This window comes from Streptococcus sp. 1449, assembly GCF_013276805.1.
GTDB lineage: Bacteria > Bacillota > Bacilli > Lactobacillales > Streptococcaceae > Streptococcus > Streptococcus pseudopneumoniae.
Map to the genome: position 1 here is coordinate 1 of NZ_VMLS01000021.1, position 15,995 is coordinate 15,995.

A 15,995-nucleotide genomic window follows, 5' to 3' on the forward strand; every position below is an offset into this window, starting at 1 on the left:
AAAACTCATCTTAAAACAACATCAAATTCTTTCCATCACGGCAGATAATGGTACAGAATTTAACCGCTTGTCTGATGTATTTTCTGAGGAACATATCTATTATGCGCACCCCTACGCCTCTTGGGAAAGGGGAACTAATGAGAATCACAACAGGCTCATTCGGAGATGGTTACCTAAGGGAACTAAGAAAACGACTCCCAAAGAAGTCGCATTCATCTAAAATTGGATTAATAACTATCCTAAAAAATGCTTGAACTACAAATCACCCAGAGAAGACTTCTTCATGGCTAACTTGAACTTGAAATTTGGCCTCCTTGTCTGATTTGTCTGACTAGTGCAAGCTGGTCGGATTTGTGGTAAAATAGATAAGATATGACAAAAGAATTTCATCATGTAACGGTCTTACTCCACGAAACGATTGATATGCTTGACGTAAAGCCCGACGGTATCTACGTTGATGCGACTTTGGGTGGAGCAGGCCATAGCGAGTATTTATTAAGTAAATTAAGTGAAAAAGGCCATCTCTATGCCTTTGACCAGGACCAGAATGCCATTGACAATGCGCAAAAACGCTTGGCACCTTACATTGAGAAGGGAATGGTGACCTTTATCAAGGATAACTTCCGTCATTTACAGGCACGTTTGCGCGAAGCTGGTGTTCAGGAAATTGATGGAATTTGTTATGACTTGGGAGTGTCTAGTCCTCAATTGGACCAGCGTGAGCGTGGTTTTTCTTATAAAAAGGATGCGCCACTGGACATGCGGATGAATCAGGATGCTAGCCTGACAGCCTATGAAGTGGTGAACCACTATGACTATCATGACTTGGTTCGTATTTTCTTCAAGTATGGAGAGGACAAATTCTCTAAACAGATTGCGCGTAAGATTGAACAAGCACGTGAAGTTAAGCCAATCGAGACTACGACTGAATTGGCAGAAATTATCAAGTCGGCCAAACCTGCCAAGGAACTCAAGAAGAAGGGCCATCCTGCTAAGCAGATTTTCCAGGCTATTCGAATTGAAGTCAATGATGAACTGGGAGCGGCAGATGAGTCCATCCAGCAATCTATGGATATGTTGACTCTGGATGGTAGAATTTCAGTGATTACCTTTCATTCCTTGGAAGACCGCTTGACCAAGCAATTGTTTAAGGAAGCTTCAACAGTTGAAGTTCCAAAAGGTTTGCCTTTCATCCCAGATGATCTCAAGCCCAAGATGGAATTGGTATCCCGTAAGCCAATCTTGCCAAGTGCAGAAGAATTAGAAGCCAATAACCGCTCGCACTCAGCCAAGTTGCGCGTAGCCAGAAAAATTCACAAGTAAGAGGAAAAATGATGGCAGAAAGAATGGAAAAAACAGGTCAAATACTACAGATGCAACTTAAACGGTTTTCGCGTGTGGAAAAAGCTTTTTACTTTTCCATTGCTGTAACCACTCTTATTGTAGCCATTAGTATTATTTTTATGCAGACCAAGCTCTTGCAAGTGCAGAATGATTTGACAAAAATCAATGCGCAGATAGAGGAAAAGAAGACCGAATTGGACGATGCCAAGCAAGAGGTCAATGAACTATTACGTGCAGAACGTTTGAAAGAAATTGCCAATTCACACGATTTGCAATTAAACAATGAAAATATTCGAATAGCGGAGTAAGATATGAAGTGGACAAAAAAAGTAATCCGTTATGCGACCAAAAATCGGAAATCGCCGGCTGAAAACAGACGCAGAGTTGGAAAAAGTCTGAGTTTATTATCTGTCTTTGTTTTTGCCGTTTTTTTAGTCAATTTTGCGGTCATTATTGGGACGGGCACTCGCTTTGGAACAGATTTAGCGAGGGAAGCTAAGAAGGTTCATCAAACCACCCGTACAGTTCCTGCCAAACGTGGGACTATTTATGACCGAAATGGAGTCCCTATTGCTGAGGATGCGACATCTTATAATGTCTATGCGGTTATTGATGAGAACTATAAGTCAGCAACGGGTAAGATTCTTTACGTAGAAAAAACACAATTTAACAAGGTTGCAGAGGTCTTTCATAAGTATCTGGACATGGAAGAATCTTATGTAAGAGAGCAACTCTCGCAACCTAATCTCAAGCAAGTTTCTTTTGGAGCAAAGGGAAATGGGATTACCTATGCCAATATGATGACTATCAAAAAAGAGTTGGAAACTGCAGAGGTCAAGGGGATTGATTTTACAACCAGTCCCAATCGTAGTTACCCAAACGGACAATTTGCTTCTAGTTTTATCGGATTAGCTCAGCTACATGAAAATGAAGATGGAAGCAAGAGCTTGCTGGGAACCTCTGGAATGGAGAGTTCCTTGAACAGTATTCTTGCAGGGACAGACGGCATTATTACCTATGAAAAGGATCGTCTGGGTAATATTGTACCTGGAACAGAACAAGTTTCCCAACAAACGGTAGATGGCAAGGATGTTTATACAACCATTTCCAGCCCTCTCCAGTCCTTTATGGAAACCCAGATGGATGCTTTTCAAGAGAAGGTAAAAGGAAAGTACATGACAGCGACTTTGGTCAGTGCTAAAACAGGGGAAATTCTGGCAACAACGCAACGACCAACCTTTGATGCCGATACTAAGGAAGGAATCACTAAGGACTTTGTCTGGCGTGATATTCTTTATCAAAGTAACTATGAGCCAGGTTCCACTATGAAAGTGATGATGTTGGCTGCTGCTATTGATAATAATACCTTTCCAGGAGGAGAAGTCTTTAATAGTAGTGAGTTAAAAATTGCAGATGCCACGATTCGAGATTGGGACGTTAATGAAGGATTGACTGGTGGCAGAATGATGACTTTTTCTCAAGGTTTTGCACACTCAAGTAACGTTGGGATGACCCTCCTTGAGCAAAAGATGGGAGATGCTACCTGGCTTGATTATCTTAATCGTTTTAAATTTGGTGTTCCGACCCGTTTCGGTTTGACGGATGAGTATGCTGGTCAGCTTCCTGCGGATAATATTGTCAACATTGCGCAAAGCTCATTTGGACAAGGGATTTCAGTGACCCAGACGCAAATGATTCGTGCCTTTACAGCCATTGCTAATGACGGTGTCATGCTGGAACCTAAATTTATTAGTGCCATTTATGATCCAAATGATCAAACTGCTCGGAAATCTCAAAAAGAAATTGTGGGAAATCCTGTTTCTAAAGATGCAGCTAGTCTAACTCGGACTAACATGGTTTTGGTAGGGACGGATGCGGTTTATGGAACCATGTATAACCACAGCACAGGCAAGCCAACTGTAACTGTTCCTGGGCAAAATGTAGCCCTCAAGTCTGGTACGGCTCAGATTGCTGACGAGAAAAATGGTGGTTATCTAGTTGGGTTAACCAACTATATTTTCTCGGCTGTATCGATGAATCCGGCTGAAAATCCTGATTTTATCTTGTATGTGACGGTCCAACAACCTGAACATTATTCAGGTATCCAGTTGGGAGAATTTGCCAATCCTATCTTGGAGCGGGCTTCAGCTATGAAAGACTCTCTCAATCTTCAAACAACAGCTAAAGCTTTGGAGCAAGTAAGTCAACAAAGTCCTTATCATATGCCTAGTGTCAAGGATATTTCACCTGGTGATTTAGCAGAAGAATTGCGTCGCAATCTTGTACAACCTATTGTTGTGGGAACAGGAACGAAGATTAAAAACAGTTCTGCTGAAGAAGGGAAGAATCTTGCCCCAAATCAGCAAGTCCTGATCTTATCTGATAAAGCAGAGGAAGTTCCAGACATGTATGGTTGGACAAAGGAGACTGCTGAGACCTTTGCTAAGTGGCTCAATATAGAACTTGCATTTGAAGGTTCGGGCTCTACTGTGCAGAAGCAAGATGTTCGAGCTAACACAGCTATCAAGGATATTAAAAAAATTACATTAACTTTAGGAGACTAATATGTTTATTTCCATCAGTGCTGGAATTGTGACATTTTTACTAACTGTAGTAGGAATTCCGGCCTTTATCCAATTTTATAGAAAGGCGCAAATTACAGGCCAGCAGATGCATGAGGATGTCAAACAGCATCAGGCAAAAGCTGGGACTCCTACAATGGGAGGTTTGGTTTTCTTAATTACTTCTGTTTTGCTTGCTTTCTTTTTCGCCCTATTTAGTAGCCAATTCAGCAATAATGTGGGAATGATTTTGTTCATCTTGGTCTTGTATGGCTTGGTCGGATTTTTAGATGACTTTCTCAAGGTTTTTCGCAAAATCAATGAGGGGCTGAATCCTAAGCAAAAATTGGCTCTTCAGCTTCTAGGTGGAGTTATCTTCTATCTTTTCTATGAGCGTGGGGGCGATATGCTTTCAGTCTTTGGTTACCAAGTGCATCTGGGGATTTTCTATATTTTCTTCGCCCTTTTCTGGCTAGTCGGTTTTTCAAATGCAGTCAACTTGACAGACGGTATTGACGGTCTAGCTAGTATTTCCGTTGTGATTAGTTTGTCTGCCTATGGAGTTATTGCCTATGTGCAAGGTCAGATGGACATCCTTCTAGTGATTCTTGCTATGATTGGTGGTTTGCTCGGTTTCTTCATCTTTAACCATAAGCCTGCCAAGGTCTTTATGGGTGATGTGGGAAGTTTGGCTTTAGGTGGAATGCTGGCAGCGATTTCTATGGCTCTCCACCAAGAATGGACTCTCTTGATTATCGGAATTGTGTATGTTTTTGAAACAACTTCGGTCATGATGCAAGTCAGCTATTTTAAACTGACAGGTGGTAAACGTATTTTCCGTATGACGCCTGTCCATCACCATTTTGAGCTTGGAGGATTGTCTGGTAAAGGAAATCCTTGGAGCGAGTGGAAGGTTGACTTCTTCTTTTGGGGAATTGGGCTTCTAGCAAGTCTCCTGACCCTTGCAATTTTGTATTTGATGTAAGAATGGCACCCTGATGTTTCAGGGTGTTTTTGCTTTTTAAAAAATATTGGTCAGTCAAAGTCAAATTTCTTGACCTTTTCTGACTAATGTAGTATATTATGAACGTAAGGTAAATGAAAGCCTTACTAGAACGCTTATCCTTAATGAAAATCAACGAGCAAACTAGGAAGCTAGCCGCAGGTTGCTCAAAACACTGTTTTGAGATTGCAGATAGAGCTGACGTGGCTTGAAGAGATTTTCGAAGAGTATAAAAAACATTAGTCAATTAAAGTCAAATCTCTTGACCTTTTCTGACTAATGTAGTATATTATGAATGTAAGGTAAATGAAAGCCTTACTAGAACACTTATTTAGAGTAAAGTAGAAAGAGGTGTGTCTATGTTTAATCTAGAAATCTTCAGAAGTAAAGATAGTCTACTCCTGCTTGAAAAAGAAAAACCAGAAATAGTACCTAGAGTAGCGATTTAGCTAGTCTAAATTTTTTAACACAAAGGTTAAAGATAGTCAATATCAGTAATCATAACTAAGTAAACAAAATGAGGTAAAGAATATGAACAACAACTTTAATAATTTTAACAACATGGATGATTTATTTAACCAATTGATGGGTGGTATGCGAGGATACAGTTCTGAAAACCGTCGCTACTTGATTAATGGACGTGAAGTCACACCTGAGGAATTTGCTCATTATCGTGCGACTGGTCAATTACCAGGAAATGCAGAAGTTGATGGACAAGTGTCACAACATACGTCAGGTATGAAACAAGACGGTGTCCTTGCTAAACTAGGTCGAAACTTGACTGCAGAAGCGCGTGAGGGCAAGCTGGATCCAGTTATTGGACGAAACAAGGAAATTCAAGAAACATCTGAAATCCTCTCACGCCGTACTAAGAACAATCCTGTTTTAGTCGGAGACGCAGGTGTTGGTAAGACAGCAGTTGTCGAAGGTTTGGCACAAGCCATTGTGAACGGTGATGTTCCAGCTGCTATTAAGAACAAGGAAATTATTTCAATTGACATCTCAGGTCTTGAGGCTGGTACTCAATACCGTGGTAGCTTTGAAGAAAACGTTCAAAACTTAGTCAATGAAGTAAAAGAAGCGGGAAATATCATTCTCTTCTTTGATGAAATTCACCAAATTCTCGGTGCAGGTAGTACGGGTGGAGACAGTGGATCTAAAGGGCTTGCAGACATTCTTAAGCCAGCTCTTTCACGTGGAGAATTGACAGTGATTGGCGCAACTACTCAAGATGAATACCGTAATACTATCTTGAAAAATGCAGCCCTTGCTCGTCGTTTCAACGAAGTCAAGGTCAATGCTCCTTCAGCAAAGGATACTTTTAAAATTCTTCAAGGAATTCGTGATCTCTATCAACAACACCACAATGTTATCTTGCCAGATGAAGTTTTGAAAGCAGCAGTGGATTATTCTGTTCAGTATATTCCTCAACGTAGCTTGCCAGATAAGGCTATTGACCTTGTCGATGTAACAGCGGCTCACTTGGCAGCACAACATCCTGTAACAGATGTACATGCTGTTGAACGTGAAATTGAGGCAGAAAAAGACAAGCAAGAAAAAGCTGTCGAGGCGGAAGATTTTGAAGCAGCTCTAAACTATAAAACACGCATCGCAGAATTGGAAAAGAAAATCGAAAACCACACAGAAGATATGAAAGTGACTGCAAGTGTCAACGATGTGGCTGAATCTGTAGAACGAATGACCGGTATTCCAGTGTCTCAAATGGGAGCGTCAGACATTGAACGTTTGAAAGATATGGCTCATCGTCTGCAAGATAAGGTAATTGGCCAAGACAAGGCGGTAGAAGCGGTAGCTCGTGCTATCCGTCGTAACCGTGCTGGTTTTGATGAAGGTAACCGTCCAATCGGTAGCTTCCTCTTTGTAGGTCCTACTGGTGTTGGTAAGACTGAGTTGGCTAAACAATTGGCTCTAGATATGTTCGGAACGAAAGATGCTATCATCCGTTTGGACATGTCAGAATACAGCGACCGCACAGCCGTATCTAAATTGATTGGTACAACTGCAGGTTATGTTGGTTACGATGACAACAACAATACCTTGACAGAACGCGTCCGTCGCAATCCATACTCAATCGTCCTTCTCGACGAAATTGAAAAGGCTGACCCTCAAGTCATCACCCTTCTCCTTCAAGTTTTGGATGATGGTCGTTTGACAGATGGTCAAGGTAACACTGTCAACTTCAAGAATACGGTGATTATCGCAACTTCAAACGCAGGATTTGGTTACGAAGCTAACTTGACAGAAGATGCTGATAAACCAGAATTGATGGATCGTTTGAAACCTTACTTCCGTCCAGAATTCCTTAACCGTTTCAATGCTGTCATCGAATTCTCACACTTGAGCAAAGAAGATCTTTCTAAGATTGTAGACCTTATGTTGGTTGAAGTTAACAAGACGCTTTCTAAGAAAGACATTGACTTGGCAGTGAGCGAAGCTGCTAAAGAATACATGACTGAGGAAGGCTACGATGAAGTCATGGGTGTTCGTCCACTCCGTCGTGTGGTTGAACAACAAATCCGTGACAAAGTCACAGACTTCCACTTGGATAACCTTGATGCTAAACACCTAGAAGCTGACATGGAAGATGGTGTTTTGGTCATTCGTGAAAAAGCCTAAGACAGAATTTTGAGCATAAAAAAGAAGGAGCCAGCTGAAAAACTGGTTCCTTTTGAGGTACGACGGGCATGTCGTGTAGTAGAGGTGTACTATTCTAGTTTCAGTCTACTATAGTAGCTCAGAAGTCGGTACTTAAACGTGCTATATCAAAACCAGTCCTGGAAAAACGTGGACTGGTTTCGTGTTTGGATTATTACCTTGAACGACATGCGTTAAAAGTTAGTTGAACCGCCGTATGCCGAACGGCACGTGCGGTGGTGTGAGAGGGGCTAGAGATTATCCCCTACTCGATTTTAAATCACATGACGTTCAAAGGCATCATCTGAAATCCCTTGTTCCAAGATGAGTTTTGCCCATTCTTTAGCAGAGAAGAGGCTGTGGTCCTTGTAGTTTCCGCAAGATTCGATGGTTGTCCCTGGGACATCTTCCCAAGTAGTAGTTTCAGCGATTTCCTTGAGCGAATCCTTGATAACAGCTGCGATTTTAGCACTGGCGTGACGTCCCCACATAATCATGTGGAAGCCTGTGCGGCAACCAAATGGTGAACAGTCAATCATGCCGTCAATGCGGGTACGGATGAGTTTGGCTAAGAGGTGCTCGATAGTGTGAAGGCCGGCAGTAGGGATCGAGTCTTCATTGGGTTGCACTAAACGAATATCATAATTGGAGATGACATCTCCCTTTGGCCCTGTTTCTTCCCCAATCAAGCGAACATAGGGTGCTTTGACAATGGTGTGGTCAAGTTCAAAACTTTCGACAATAACTTCTTTTGACATGGTAAATCCTTTCAGTTTTCTTCTCTCATTATATCATAAAGGTTGCTCCTGAGACAGAGAGAAAACCTCTCCGAGGCTGGAGAGGTTGAAATCTTTACTTACGATATAAGCGGTCGTATTGGTAGTATGGGTCAAAGGTTACGTTGATACCCAGTTTACGAAGGACATTCTTGTCTTCATCAGTCAAGATGATGGTTGAGTGGGCTTCGCTTCCTTTGAGGTTGCCGAGTTCTTCCATAGCGCGGGCAGCATCAGGATTTTCTGTAGCTGTGATAGCAAGTGCAATCAGGATTTCATTTGAATGAAGGCGTGGATTGTGGCTACCGAGATGATCGATTTTAAGACCTTGGATTGGCTTAACAACTTCAGGCTCGATTAGTTTTACTTCTTTAGCGATGTCAGCTGATTTTTTGATGGCGTTGATCAAGGCAGCGGCTGTAGGGCCAAAGAGTTCTGAGTTCTTACCAGTGACGATTTCCCCATTTGGCAATTCAAAGGCTAGGGCTGGTCCACCAGTTTCTTCTGCTTTTTGGCGCGCAACGACAGCAACCTTACGGTCTGCAGGTGTGATACCGAGGTCGTTCATGAGCAACTCAATTTTCTTGACGGCAGCTTCGCCAACTTTTTCAGCTTTGAAGTCAAGAACTGTTTGATAGTAACGGCGGATGATTTCTTGTTTAGAAGCTTCGACAGCAGCCTCGTCATCTGTAATAGCGAAACCAACCATGTTGACACCCATATCTGTCGGTGAAGCGTATGGTGATTTTCCGAGAATACGTTCCAACATGCGCTTGAGCACTGGGAAGATTTCGATATCACGGTTGTAGTTGACAGTGGTTTCTCCATAGGTTTGAAGATGGAAGGGGTCAATCATGTTGACATCATCAAGGTCAGCTGTGGCAGCTTCATAAGCCAAGTTAACTGGGTGATGAAGGGGAAGATTCCAAACAGGGAAGGTTTCAAATTTAGCGTAGCCAGACTTGATGCCATTGATTTGGTCGTGGTACATATTGGACATACACGTTGCCAATTTTCCAGAACCGGGTCCAGGAGCGGTTACGACAATCAAGTTGCGACTGGTTTTGATGTAGTCGTTTTTGCCCATGCCTTCTGGGGAAATGATGTGATCCATATCCGTCGGATATCCTTTGATTGGATAATGAAGATAAGAATCAATTCCGTTTTTCTCAAGTTGGTTGCGGAAGGCATCTGCAGCGGGTTGGCCAGCGTATTGTGTAATGACAACGGAGCCGACAAAAATCCCTAATTCATTGAATTTGTCAATCAAACGAAGAACTTCTTGGTCATAAGAAATGCCTAAGTCGCCACGTGCTTTGGAATGTTCAATGTTGCTAGCATTAATGGCAATCACAACCTCAACCTGCTCTTTCAATTCTTGCAAGAGCTTGATTTTGTTGTCAGGTTCATAACCAGGAAGGACACGAGCAGCGTGGAAATCTTCTAACATTTTACCGCCAAATTCTAAGTAGAGTTTGCCGTCAAATTGGTTAATGCGTTCCAAAATATGGTCGCGTTGTAAATTCAAATATCGTTCAGAACTAAAAGCTTGTTTTTTCATTTTTTTACCTCTGACCTCTATTATAATAAAAAATTGGAAGTTAGGAAACTACGGAGTTAAAAAAGGAATCAAAAAGATTAGGCGAACGCTTGCATAAAAATCTGAAAAGCGCTATCATAGACTATAGATTATTAAAATAATGAGGTAAGAAGATGCAAGAAAAATGGTGGCACAATGCCGTAGTTTATCAAGTTTATCCAAAGAGTTTCATGGACAGCAACGGAGATGGAATTGGCGATTTGCCAGGAATTACCAGTAAGTTAGACTATCTAGCCAAGCTAGGGATTACAGCGATTTGGCTTTCTCCCGTTTATGACAGCCCTATGGATGATAATGGCTACGATATTGCTGATTATCAAGCGATTGCAACGATTTTTGGAACCATGGAGGATATGGATCAACTGATTGCGGAAGCTAAGAAGCGTGATATTCGTATCATCATGGACTTGGTGGTCAATCATACCTCGGATGAACATGCTTGGTTTGTAGAGGCCTGTGAAAATCCCAATAGCCCTGAGCGAGACTACTATATCTGGCGCGATGAACCCAATGACCTAGATTCTATCTTTAGTGGGTCTGCTTGGGAATACGATGAAAAGTCAGGTCAATACTATCTCCACTTTTTCAGTAAGAAACAGCCGGATCTCAACTGGGAAAATGAAAAACTTCGCCAGAAAATTTATGATATGATGGACTTCTGGATTGATAAAGGTATTGGTGGTTTCCGTATGGATGTTATTGACATGATTGGCAAAATTCCTGACGAGAAGGTAGTCAATAATGGTCCTATGCTTCACCCCTATCTCAAGGAAATGAATCAGGCCACCTTTGGAGCTAAGAATCTCTTGACAGTAGGGGAAACCTGGGGAGCAACGCCAGAGATTGCCAAGCTCTACTCTGACCCAAAGGGGCAAGAATTGTCTATGGTCTTCCATTTTGAACATATCGGTCTTCAGTATCAGGAAGGTCAGCCTAAATGGCACTATCAAAAAGAGCTGAATATCGCTAAGTTAAAAGAAATCTTCAACAAATGGCAGACAGAGTTAGGAGTTGAGGACGGCTGGAATTCCCTCTTCTGGAACAACCATGACCTCCCTCGTATTGTCTCAATCTGGGGAAATGACCAAGAATACCGCGAAAAATCTGCCAAAGCCTTTGCAATCTTGCTTCATATTATGAGAGGAACTCCTTATATCTACCAAGGTGAGGAGATTGGGATGACCAACTATCCGTTTGAAACGCTGGATCAAGTAGAAGATATTGAATCCCTCAATTATGCGCGTGAAGCTCTTGAAAAAGGTGTTTCGCTGGAAGAAATCATGGACAGTATACGTGTCATTGGACGTGACAATGCCCGTACCCCTATGCAATGGGACGAGAGCAAAAACGCTGGTTTCTCAACAGGTCAACCTTGGTTGGCAGTGAATCCAAACTATCAAGCAATCAACGTTCAAGAAGCGCTGGCAAATCCAGATTCTATTTTCTATACTTATCAGAACTTGGTCCAAATCCGTAAGGAGAACAGCTGGCTGATTCGAGCTGACTTTGAATTGCTTGATACGGCTGATAAGGTCTTCGCCTATATCCGTAAAGATGGCGACCGTCGTTTCCTAGTTGTGGCTAACTTGTCCAATGAAGAGCAAGTCTTTGTAGTAGAAGGAAATGTCAAATCTGTCTTGATTGAAAACACCCTAGCTCAAGAAGTCTTTGAAAAACAAATCTTAGCTCCATGGGATGCTTTCTGTGTGGAATTACTATAAATATTTTTTACAGAAAAATTTAAAATTGAAATCGCATAAAAACAAGGGAAGGCTGTATGAAAAGGCAGAAATCCTTTGTTTTTTATAACCAAGGTTTATAAACTTTCATTCTCGAAATTCAATTAACTTTACAAATTTCCACTATTTTGGTAAAACAAACCTATGTTACAAAAACTAACATAAAGTAGAAGGGAGATGAATACAAAAAAGAGTGTCCTTAGTGCAGGCCTGACTTTTGCATTTGCCTTGCTTTTAGCTGCTTGCGGACAATCAGGTTCAGATACAAAAACTTACTCATCAACCTTTAGTGGAAATCCAACTGCATTTAACTACTTGTTAGACTACTACGCTGATAATACAGCCATCATTACCAACCTAGTTGATGGTTTGCTTGAAAATGACAATTACGGAAATCTAGTTCCGTCTTTAGCAGAGGACTGGTCTGTTTCAAGCGGCGGTCTGACTTATACTTACAAATTGAGAAAAGTGCCAAATGGTTCACGGCTGACGGTGAAGAGTACGCCCCAGTTAAGGCACAAGATTTTGTGACAGGTATCAAGTACGCAGTGGATAATAAATCACAGGCCATTGACTTGATTCAAAACTCGATTAAGGGCTTGAATGATTATATTACAGGAGCGAATTCTGACTTTTCTAAGGTTGGGGTGAAGGCCATTGACGACCAGACTGTTGAGTATACTTTGTCACGGCCAGAACCTTACTGGAACTCAAAAACAACCAACAGTATTCTTTTCCCAGTAAACGAAGAGTTTTTAAACTCAAAAGGGAAAGATTTTGGTACCCTATCTCCAGATAGTATTCTCTACAGCGGACCTTATTTGTTAAAAGATTTCACATCAAAATCATCGATCGAGTATGCGAAAAATCCGCATTACTATGATCATGACAAAGTATCAATTGAACATGTGAAATTGGCCTATTTTGATGGTTCAGACCAAGAATTGACCATCCGTAACTTTGAAAGTGGAGCTTATTCTATCGCTGGGGTTTATCCAAATAGTTCTAACTTGGCTAAGACCAAGGAGAAATATAAGGATAATATCGTCTATAGCTTGCAGGACAAGACTTCTTGGTATTTCAATTTCAACGTTAACCGTAAGGCCTACAATCACACTGCTAAAACGACAGATGAGCAGAAGAAGTCAACTGAGACAGCTGTTTTGAACAAGAACTTCCGCCAAGCGGTGAACTTTGCCTTGGACCGCACAGCCTATTCTGCTCAGTCAAATGGGGAAGAAGCAGCTAGCAAGACTCTTCGTAACACCCTAGTACCTCCTACATTTGTCCAAGTTGGAGACAAGACCTTTGGAGAAGTAGTCGCTTCTAAATTGGTCAACTACGGAACAGAATGGTCAGGTATTAACTTGGCAGATGCTCAGGATGCCTATTTCAACAAAGAAAAAGCCCAAGCAAAATTTGTGGAAGCTAAAAAAGAATTGGCAAGTCAAGGTGTGACTTTCCCTATTCACTTGGATGTGGCTGTTGATCAGACAAGTAAAAATGCTGTGACAGGCATGAACTCAGTTAAGCAGACCCTTGAGTCAGTTTTGGGTGCTGATAACATTGTCATTGATGTTCAGCAACTTTCAACAGATGATTTTAATAATGTAGCCTTCTTAGCACCGACAGCAGCTGATCGTGACTACGATTTGAACTTTGATGGTTGGGTGGGTGACTATCAGGATCCATCAACTTATCTCAATCCTTTCAATGCAGAGGATGGATTCTACCTTAAGATTTTTGGACTAGATGCCAAGGAAGATAAGGAAAAAATCACTAGTCTAGGTCTGGATACCTACACTAAGATGCTCAAAGATGCAGATAGTGAAAACAAAGATGTAGCCAAGCGTTATGAAAAATACGCTGAAGCACAGGCTTGGATGATTGACAATTCTCTCATTATGTCAGCTATGTCAAGTGGTGGCACAGCATCTGTAACCAAAGTGACGCCATTTACAAGAGGCTATTCATTGGTTGGTATCAAGGGTGATGGCAATAACTACAAGTACATGAAACTGCAAAAAGACACTGTGACGACCAAACAGTTTGAAGAAGCTAAAAGTAAATGGGAGCAAGAAAGCAAAAAAGCAATCGAAAAAGCCCAAAAAGAAGCAGAAAAACATGTTAAATAGTTAGAAATAGCCTTTTCAAGCAAAATCCTAAAGACAAACATCAGTTTTGGTGCTTGTCTTTTTAAATCACTCGGCTATCGAAAACTGAGAAATGATTTGTTTTGTGCTAAAATAGATTGAAACGAATACTCAATAAAAATCAAAGAGTAACTGGGAAGTCAGCTCAAAATACTGTTTTGAGGTTGCAGATGGACGCTGACGTGCTTTGAAGAGATTTTCGAAGAGTATAAAGATCCTCTCTTTTACTATAGTTAAGGAGATGTAAAGATAAGTGATAAGGAAGAGACTATGTACGACTATCTAATCGTTGGTGCTGGTTTGTCGGGAGCAATTTTTGCTTATGAGGCGACTAAGCGTGGAAAAAAAGTAAAAGTTATTGATAAACGTGACCACATTGGTGGAAATATCTACTGTGAGAATGTAGAAGGGGTTAATGTTCATAAATATGGTGCCCATATCTTTCATACTTCTAATAAAAAAGTTTGGGACTATGTCAATCAATTCGCTGAGTTTAACAATTATATCAACTCGCCTCTAGCTAATTACAAGGGTAGCCTTTATAATCTACCTTTCAATATGAATACTTTCTATGCTATGTGGGGTACAAAAACTCCTCAAGAAGTGAAAGATAAGATTGCTGATCAAACGGCTCATATGAAGGACGTTGAACCTAAAAACTTGGAAGAACAGGCTATCAAGTTGATTGGTCCAGATATTTATGAAAAATTGATTAAAGGATATACTGAAAAGCAATGGGGACGTTCTGCTACTGACCTTCCACCGTTTATTATTAAACGTCTACCAGTTCGTTTGACCTTTGATAATAATTATTTCAATGACCGTTACCAAGGAATTCCAATTGGTGGGTATAATGTCATTATCGAAAATATGCTCAAGGATGTGGAAGTAGAACTTGGTCTTGACTTTTTTGCCAATCGTCAAGAATTAGAAGCTTCTGCTGAAAAAGTTGTCTTTACAGGGATGATTGACCAATACTTTGATTATAAACATGGTGAGTTAGAATACCGTAGTCTTCGTTTTGAGCATGAAGTTTTTGATGAAGAAAACTATCAAGGAAATGCTGTAGTGAACTACACAGAGCGAGAAATTCCTTATACTCGCATTATTGAGCATAAACATTTTGAGTATGGTACACAAGCTAAAACGGTTATTACTCGAGAATACCCAGCTGATTGGAAACGTGGAGATGAGCCTTATTATCCAATCAATGATGAGAGAAACAATGCTATATTTTCCAAATATCAGGAAGAAGCGGCAACAAATGACAAGGTTATTTTCTGTGGTCGTTTAGCAGATTATAAATACTACGACATGCATGTGGTCATCGAACGGGCTTTGGAAGTGGTCGAGGAAGAGTTGGGACAATAATGCAAGGATTCCGTTATTTTAGAATCTTTGCTACTTAAGATTTTTATACTAAACTAAAATAAAAAAGTATTATATAATAGTAATATGAAATCAACTAAAGAAGAAATCCAAGCTATCAAAACACTTTTAAAAGACTCTAGTACAGCTAAATATCATAAACGCCTTCAAATCGTTCTATTTCGTCTGATGGGTAAATCTTATAAAGAGATTATAGAGCTTTTAGGCTGTAATCAAACAACGATTTGGCCAACTGTAAAAAAATATGAGGAGTTCGGACTCGATTCTCTCCTTCAAGAAACACGTGGTGGTCGTAACCATGCATATATGACAATTGAGGAAGAGAAAGCCTTTCTTGCCTGTCATTTGAAGGCTGCAGAGGCAGGAGAATTTGTTACAATTGATGCCTTATTTCAGGCTTATACAAAGGAGTTAGGTCCTTCCTACACATGTGATGTCTTTTATCAACTCTTGAAGCGCCATGGTTGGCGAAATATTAGGCCACGTCCAGAACATCCCAAGAAAGCAGACGTTCAAACCATTGTCGCGTCTAAAAATAAAATCTCAATTCAAGAAGACAAGAAAGCGCTTTAAAACCAGTAGGCATTTTCGTAAGGTTCGCTTGATGTACCAAGATGAGGCTGGTTTCGGTAGAATCAGTAAACTGGGATCTTGTTGGGCTCCAATGGGAGTAGGTCCACATGTCCATAGTCACTATATACGAGAATTTTGCTATTGTTATGGAGCTGTTGATGCCCATACAGGCGAATCATTTTTCTTAATCGCTGGTGGATGG

Annotated in this window: 9 protein-coding genes and 3 pseudogenes; 10 read left to right on the top strand and 2 right to left on the bottom strand. The window is 40.9% G+C overall.

Features of this window, described 5'->3' with window-relative positions:
• The 6 genes and pseudogenes from HT687_RS05870 to HT687_RS05895 form a co-directional block, all read left to right on the top strand.
• Window positions 1-217: pseudogene (locus tag HT687_RS05870) on the top strand (IS30 family transposase); the annotation flags it as partial.
• 155 nt (window positions 218-372) lie between these two features.
• Window positions 373-1,323 (top strand): 16S rRNA (cytosine(1402)-N(4))-methyltransferase RsmH, encoded by a 951-nt coding sequence (gene rsmH, locus HT687_RS05875; RefSeq protein ID WP_023936497.1) that lies wholly within the window; start codon window positions 373-375, stop codon window positions 1,321-1,323.
• Window positions 1,324-1,334: 11 nt separating this feature from the next.
• A complete protein-coding gene (gene ftsL, locus HT687_RS05880) occupies window positions 1,335-1,652 on the top strand; it encodes a cell division protein FtsL (RefSeq protein WP_000840840.1) in 318 nt (105 codons plus the stop codon).
• A gap of 3 nt (window positions 1,653-1,655) precedes the next feature.
• Window positions 1,656-3,908, top strand: a complete 2,253-nt coding sequence (gene pbp2X, locus HT687_RS05885) for a penicillin-binding protein 2X (RefSeq protein ID WP_023936495.1) — start codon at window positions 1,656-1,658, stop codon at window positions 3,906-3,908.
• A 1-nt stretch (window position 3,909) separates the two neighbouring features.
• On the top strand, window positions 3,910-4,890 hold the full coding sequence (mraY, locus tag HT687_RS05890; RefSeq protein WP_023936493.1) for a phospho-N-acetylmuramoyl-pentapeptide-transferase: 981 nt from the start codon (window positions 3,910-3,912) through the stop codon (window positions 4,888-4,890).
• A gap of 549 nt (window positions 4,891-5,439) precedes the next feature.
• Window positions 5,440-7,545: an ATP-dependent Clp protease ATP-binding subunit gene (locus HT687_RS05895; RefSeq protein ID WP_023936491.1), complete on the top strand. Its 2,106-nt coding sequence runs from the start codon at window positions 5,440-5,442 to the stop codon at window positions 7,543-7,545.
• A gap of 293 nt (window positions 7,546-7,838) precedes the next feature.
• On the opposite strand, the gene HT687_RS05900 is transcribed toward HT687_RS05895, so the two are convergent.
• Entirely contained in the window at window positions 7,839-8,321 is a 483-nt protein-coding gene (locus HT687_RS05900) for an S-ribosylhomocysteine lyase (RefSeq protein WP_000032561.1), read from the bottom strand.
• 94 nt (window positions 8,322-8,415) lie between these two features.
• On the bottom strand, window positions 8,416-9,900 hold the full coding sequence (locus HT687_RS05905) for a DUF1846 domain-containing protein (RefSeq protein WP_000743635.1): 1,485 nt from the start codon (window positions 9,898-9,900) through the stop codon (window positions 8,416-8,418).
• Window positions 9,901-10,052: 152 nt separating this feature from the next.
• Here HT687_RS05905 and HT687_RS05910 point away from each other — a divergent pair, with 152 nt between their 5' ends.
• From HT687_RS05910 to HT687_RS05925, 4 genes and pseudogenes are all read left to right on the top strand, one after another.
• Window positions 10,053-11,660 (top strand): alpha-glucosidase, encoded by a 1,608-nt coding sequence (locus tag HT687_RS05910; RefSeq protein ID WP_001156807.1) that lies wholly within the window; start codon window positions 10,053-10,055, stop codon window positions 11,658-11,660.
• Window positions 11,661-11,855: 195 nt separating this feature from the next.
• Window positions 11,856-13,813 (top strand): annotated as a pseudogene (locus tag HT687_RS05915) (peptide ABC transporter substrate-binding protein).
• A 288-nt stretch (window positions 13,814-14,101) separates the two neighbouring features.
• Window positions 14,102-15,202 (top strand): UDP-galactopyranose mutase, encoded by a 1,101-nt coding sequence (gene glf, locus HT687_RS05920; protein ID WP_000272518.1) that lies wholly within the window; start codon window positions 14,102-14,104, stop codon window positions 15,200-15,202.
• Window positions 15,203-15,286: 84 nt separating this feature from the next.
• Window positions 15,287-15,995: pseudogene (locus HT687_RS05925) on the top strand (IS630 family transposase); the annotation flags it as partial.

Coding starts and splice junctions, on each gene's coding strand:
- rsmH (WP_023936497.1), top strand. CDS start 373: ATGACAAAAGAATTTCATCATGTAACGGTCTTACTCCACGAAACGATT.
- ftsL (WP_000840840.1), top strand. CDS start 1,335: ATGGCAGAAAGAATGGAAAAAACAGGTCAAATACTACAGATGCAACTT.
- pbp2X (WP_023936495.1), top strand. CDS start 1,656: ATGAAGTGGACAAAAAAAGTAATCCGTTATGCGACCAAAAATCGGAAA.
- mraY (WP_023936493.1), top strand. CDS start 3,910: ATGTTTATTTCCATCAGTGCTGGAATTGTGACATTTTTACTAACTGTA.
- HT687_RS05895 (WP_023936491.1), top strand. CDS start 5,440: ATGAACAACAACTTTAATAATTTTAACAACATGGATGATTTATTTAAC.
- HT687_RS05900 (WP_000032561.1), bottom strand. CDS start 8,321: ATGTCAAAAGAAGTTATTGTCGAAAGTTTTGAACTTGACCACACCATT.
- HT687_RS05905 (WP_000743635.1), bottom strand. CDS start 9,900: ATGAAAAAACAAGCTTTTAGTTCTGAACGATATTTGAATTTACAACGC.
- HT687_RS05910 (WP_001156807.1), top strand. CDS start 10,053: ATGCAAGAAAAATGGTGGCACAATGCCGTAGTTTATCAAGTTTATCCA.
- glf (WP_000272518.1), top strand. CDS start 14,102: ATGTACGACTATCTAATCGTTGGTGCTGGTTTGTCGGGAGCAATTTTT.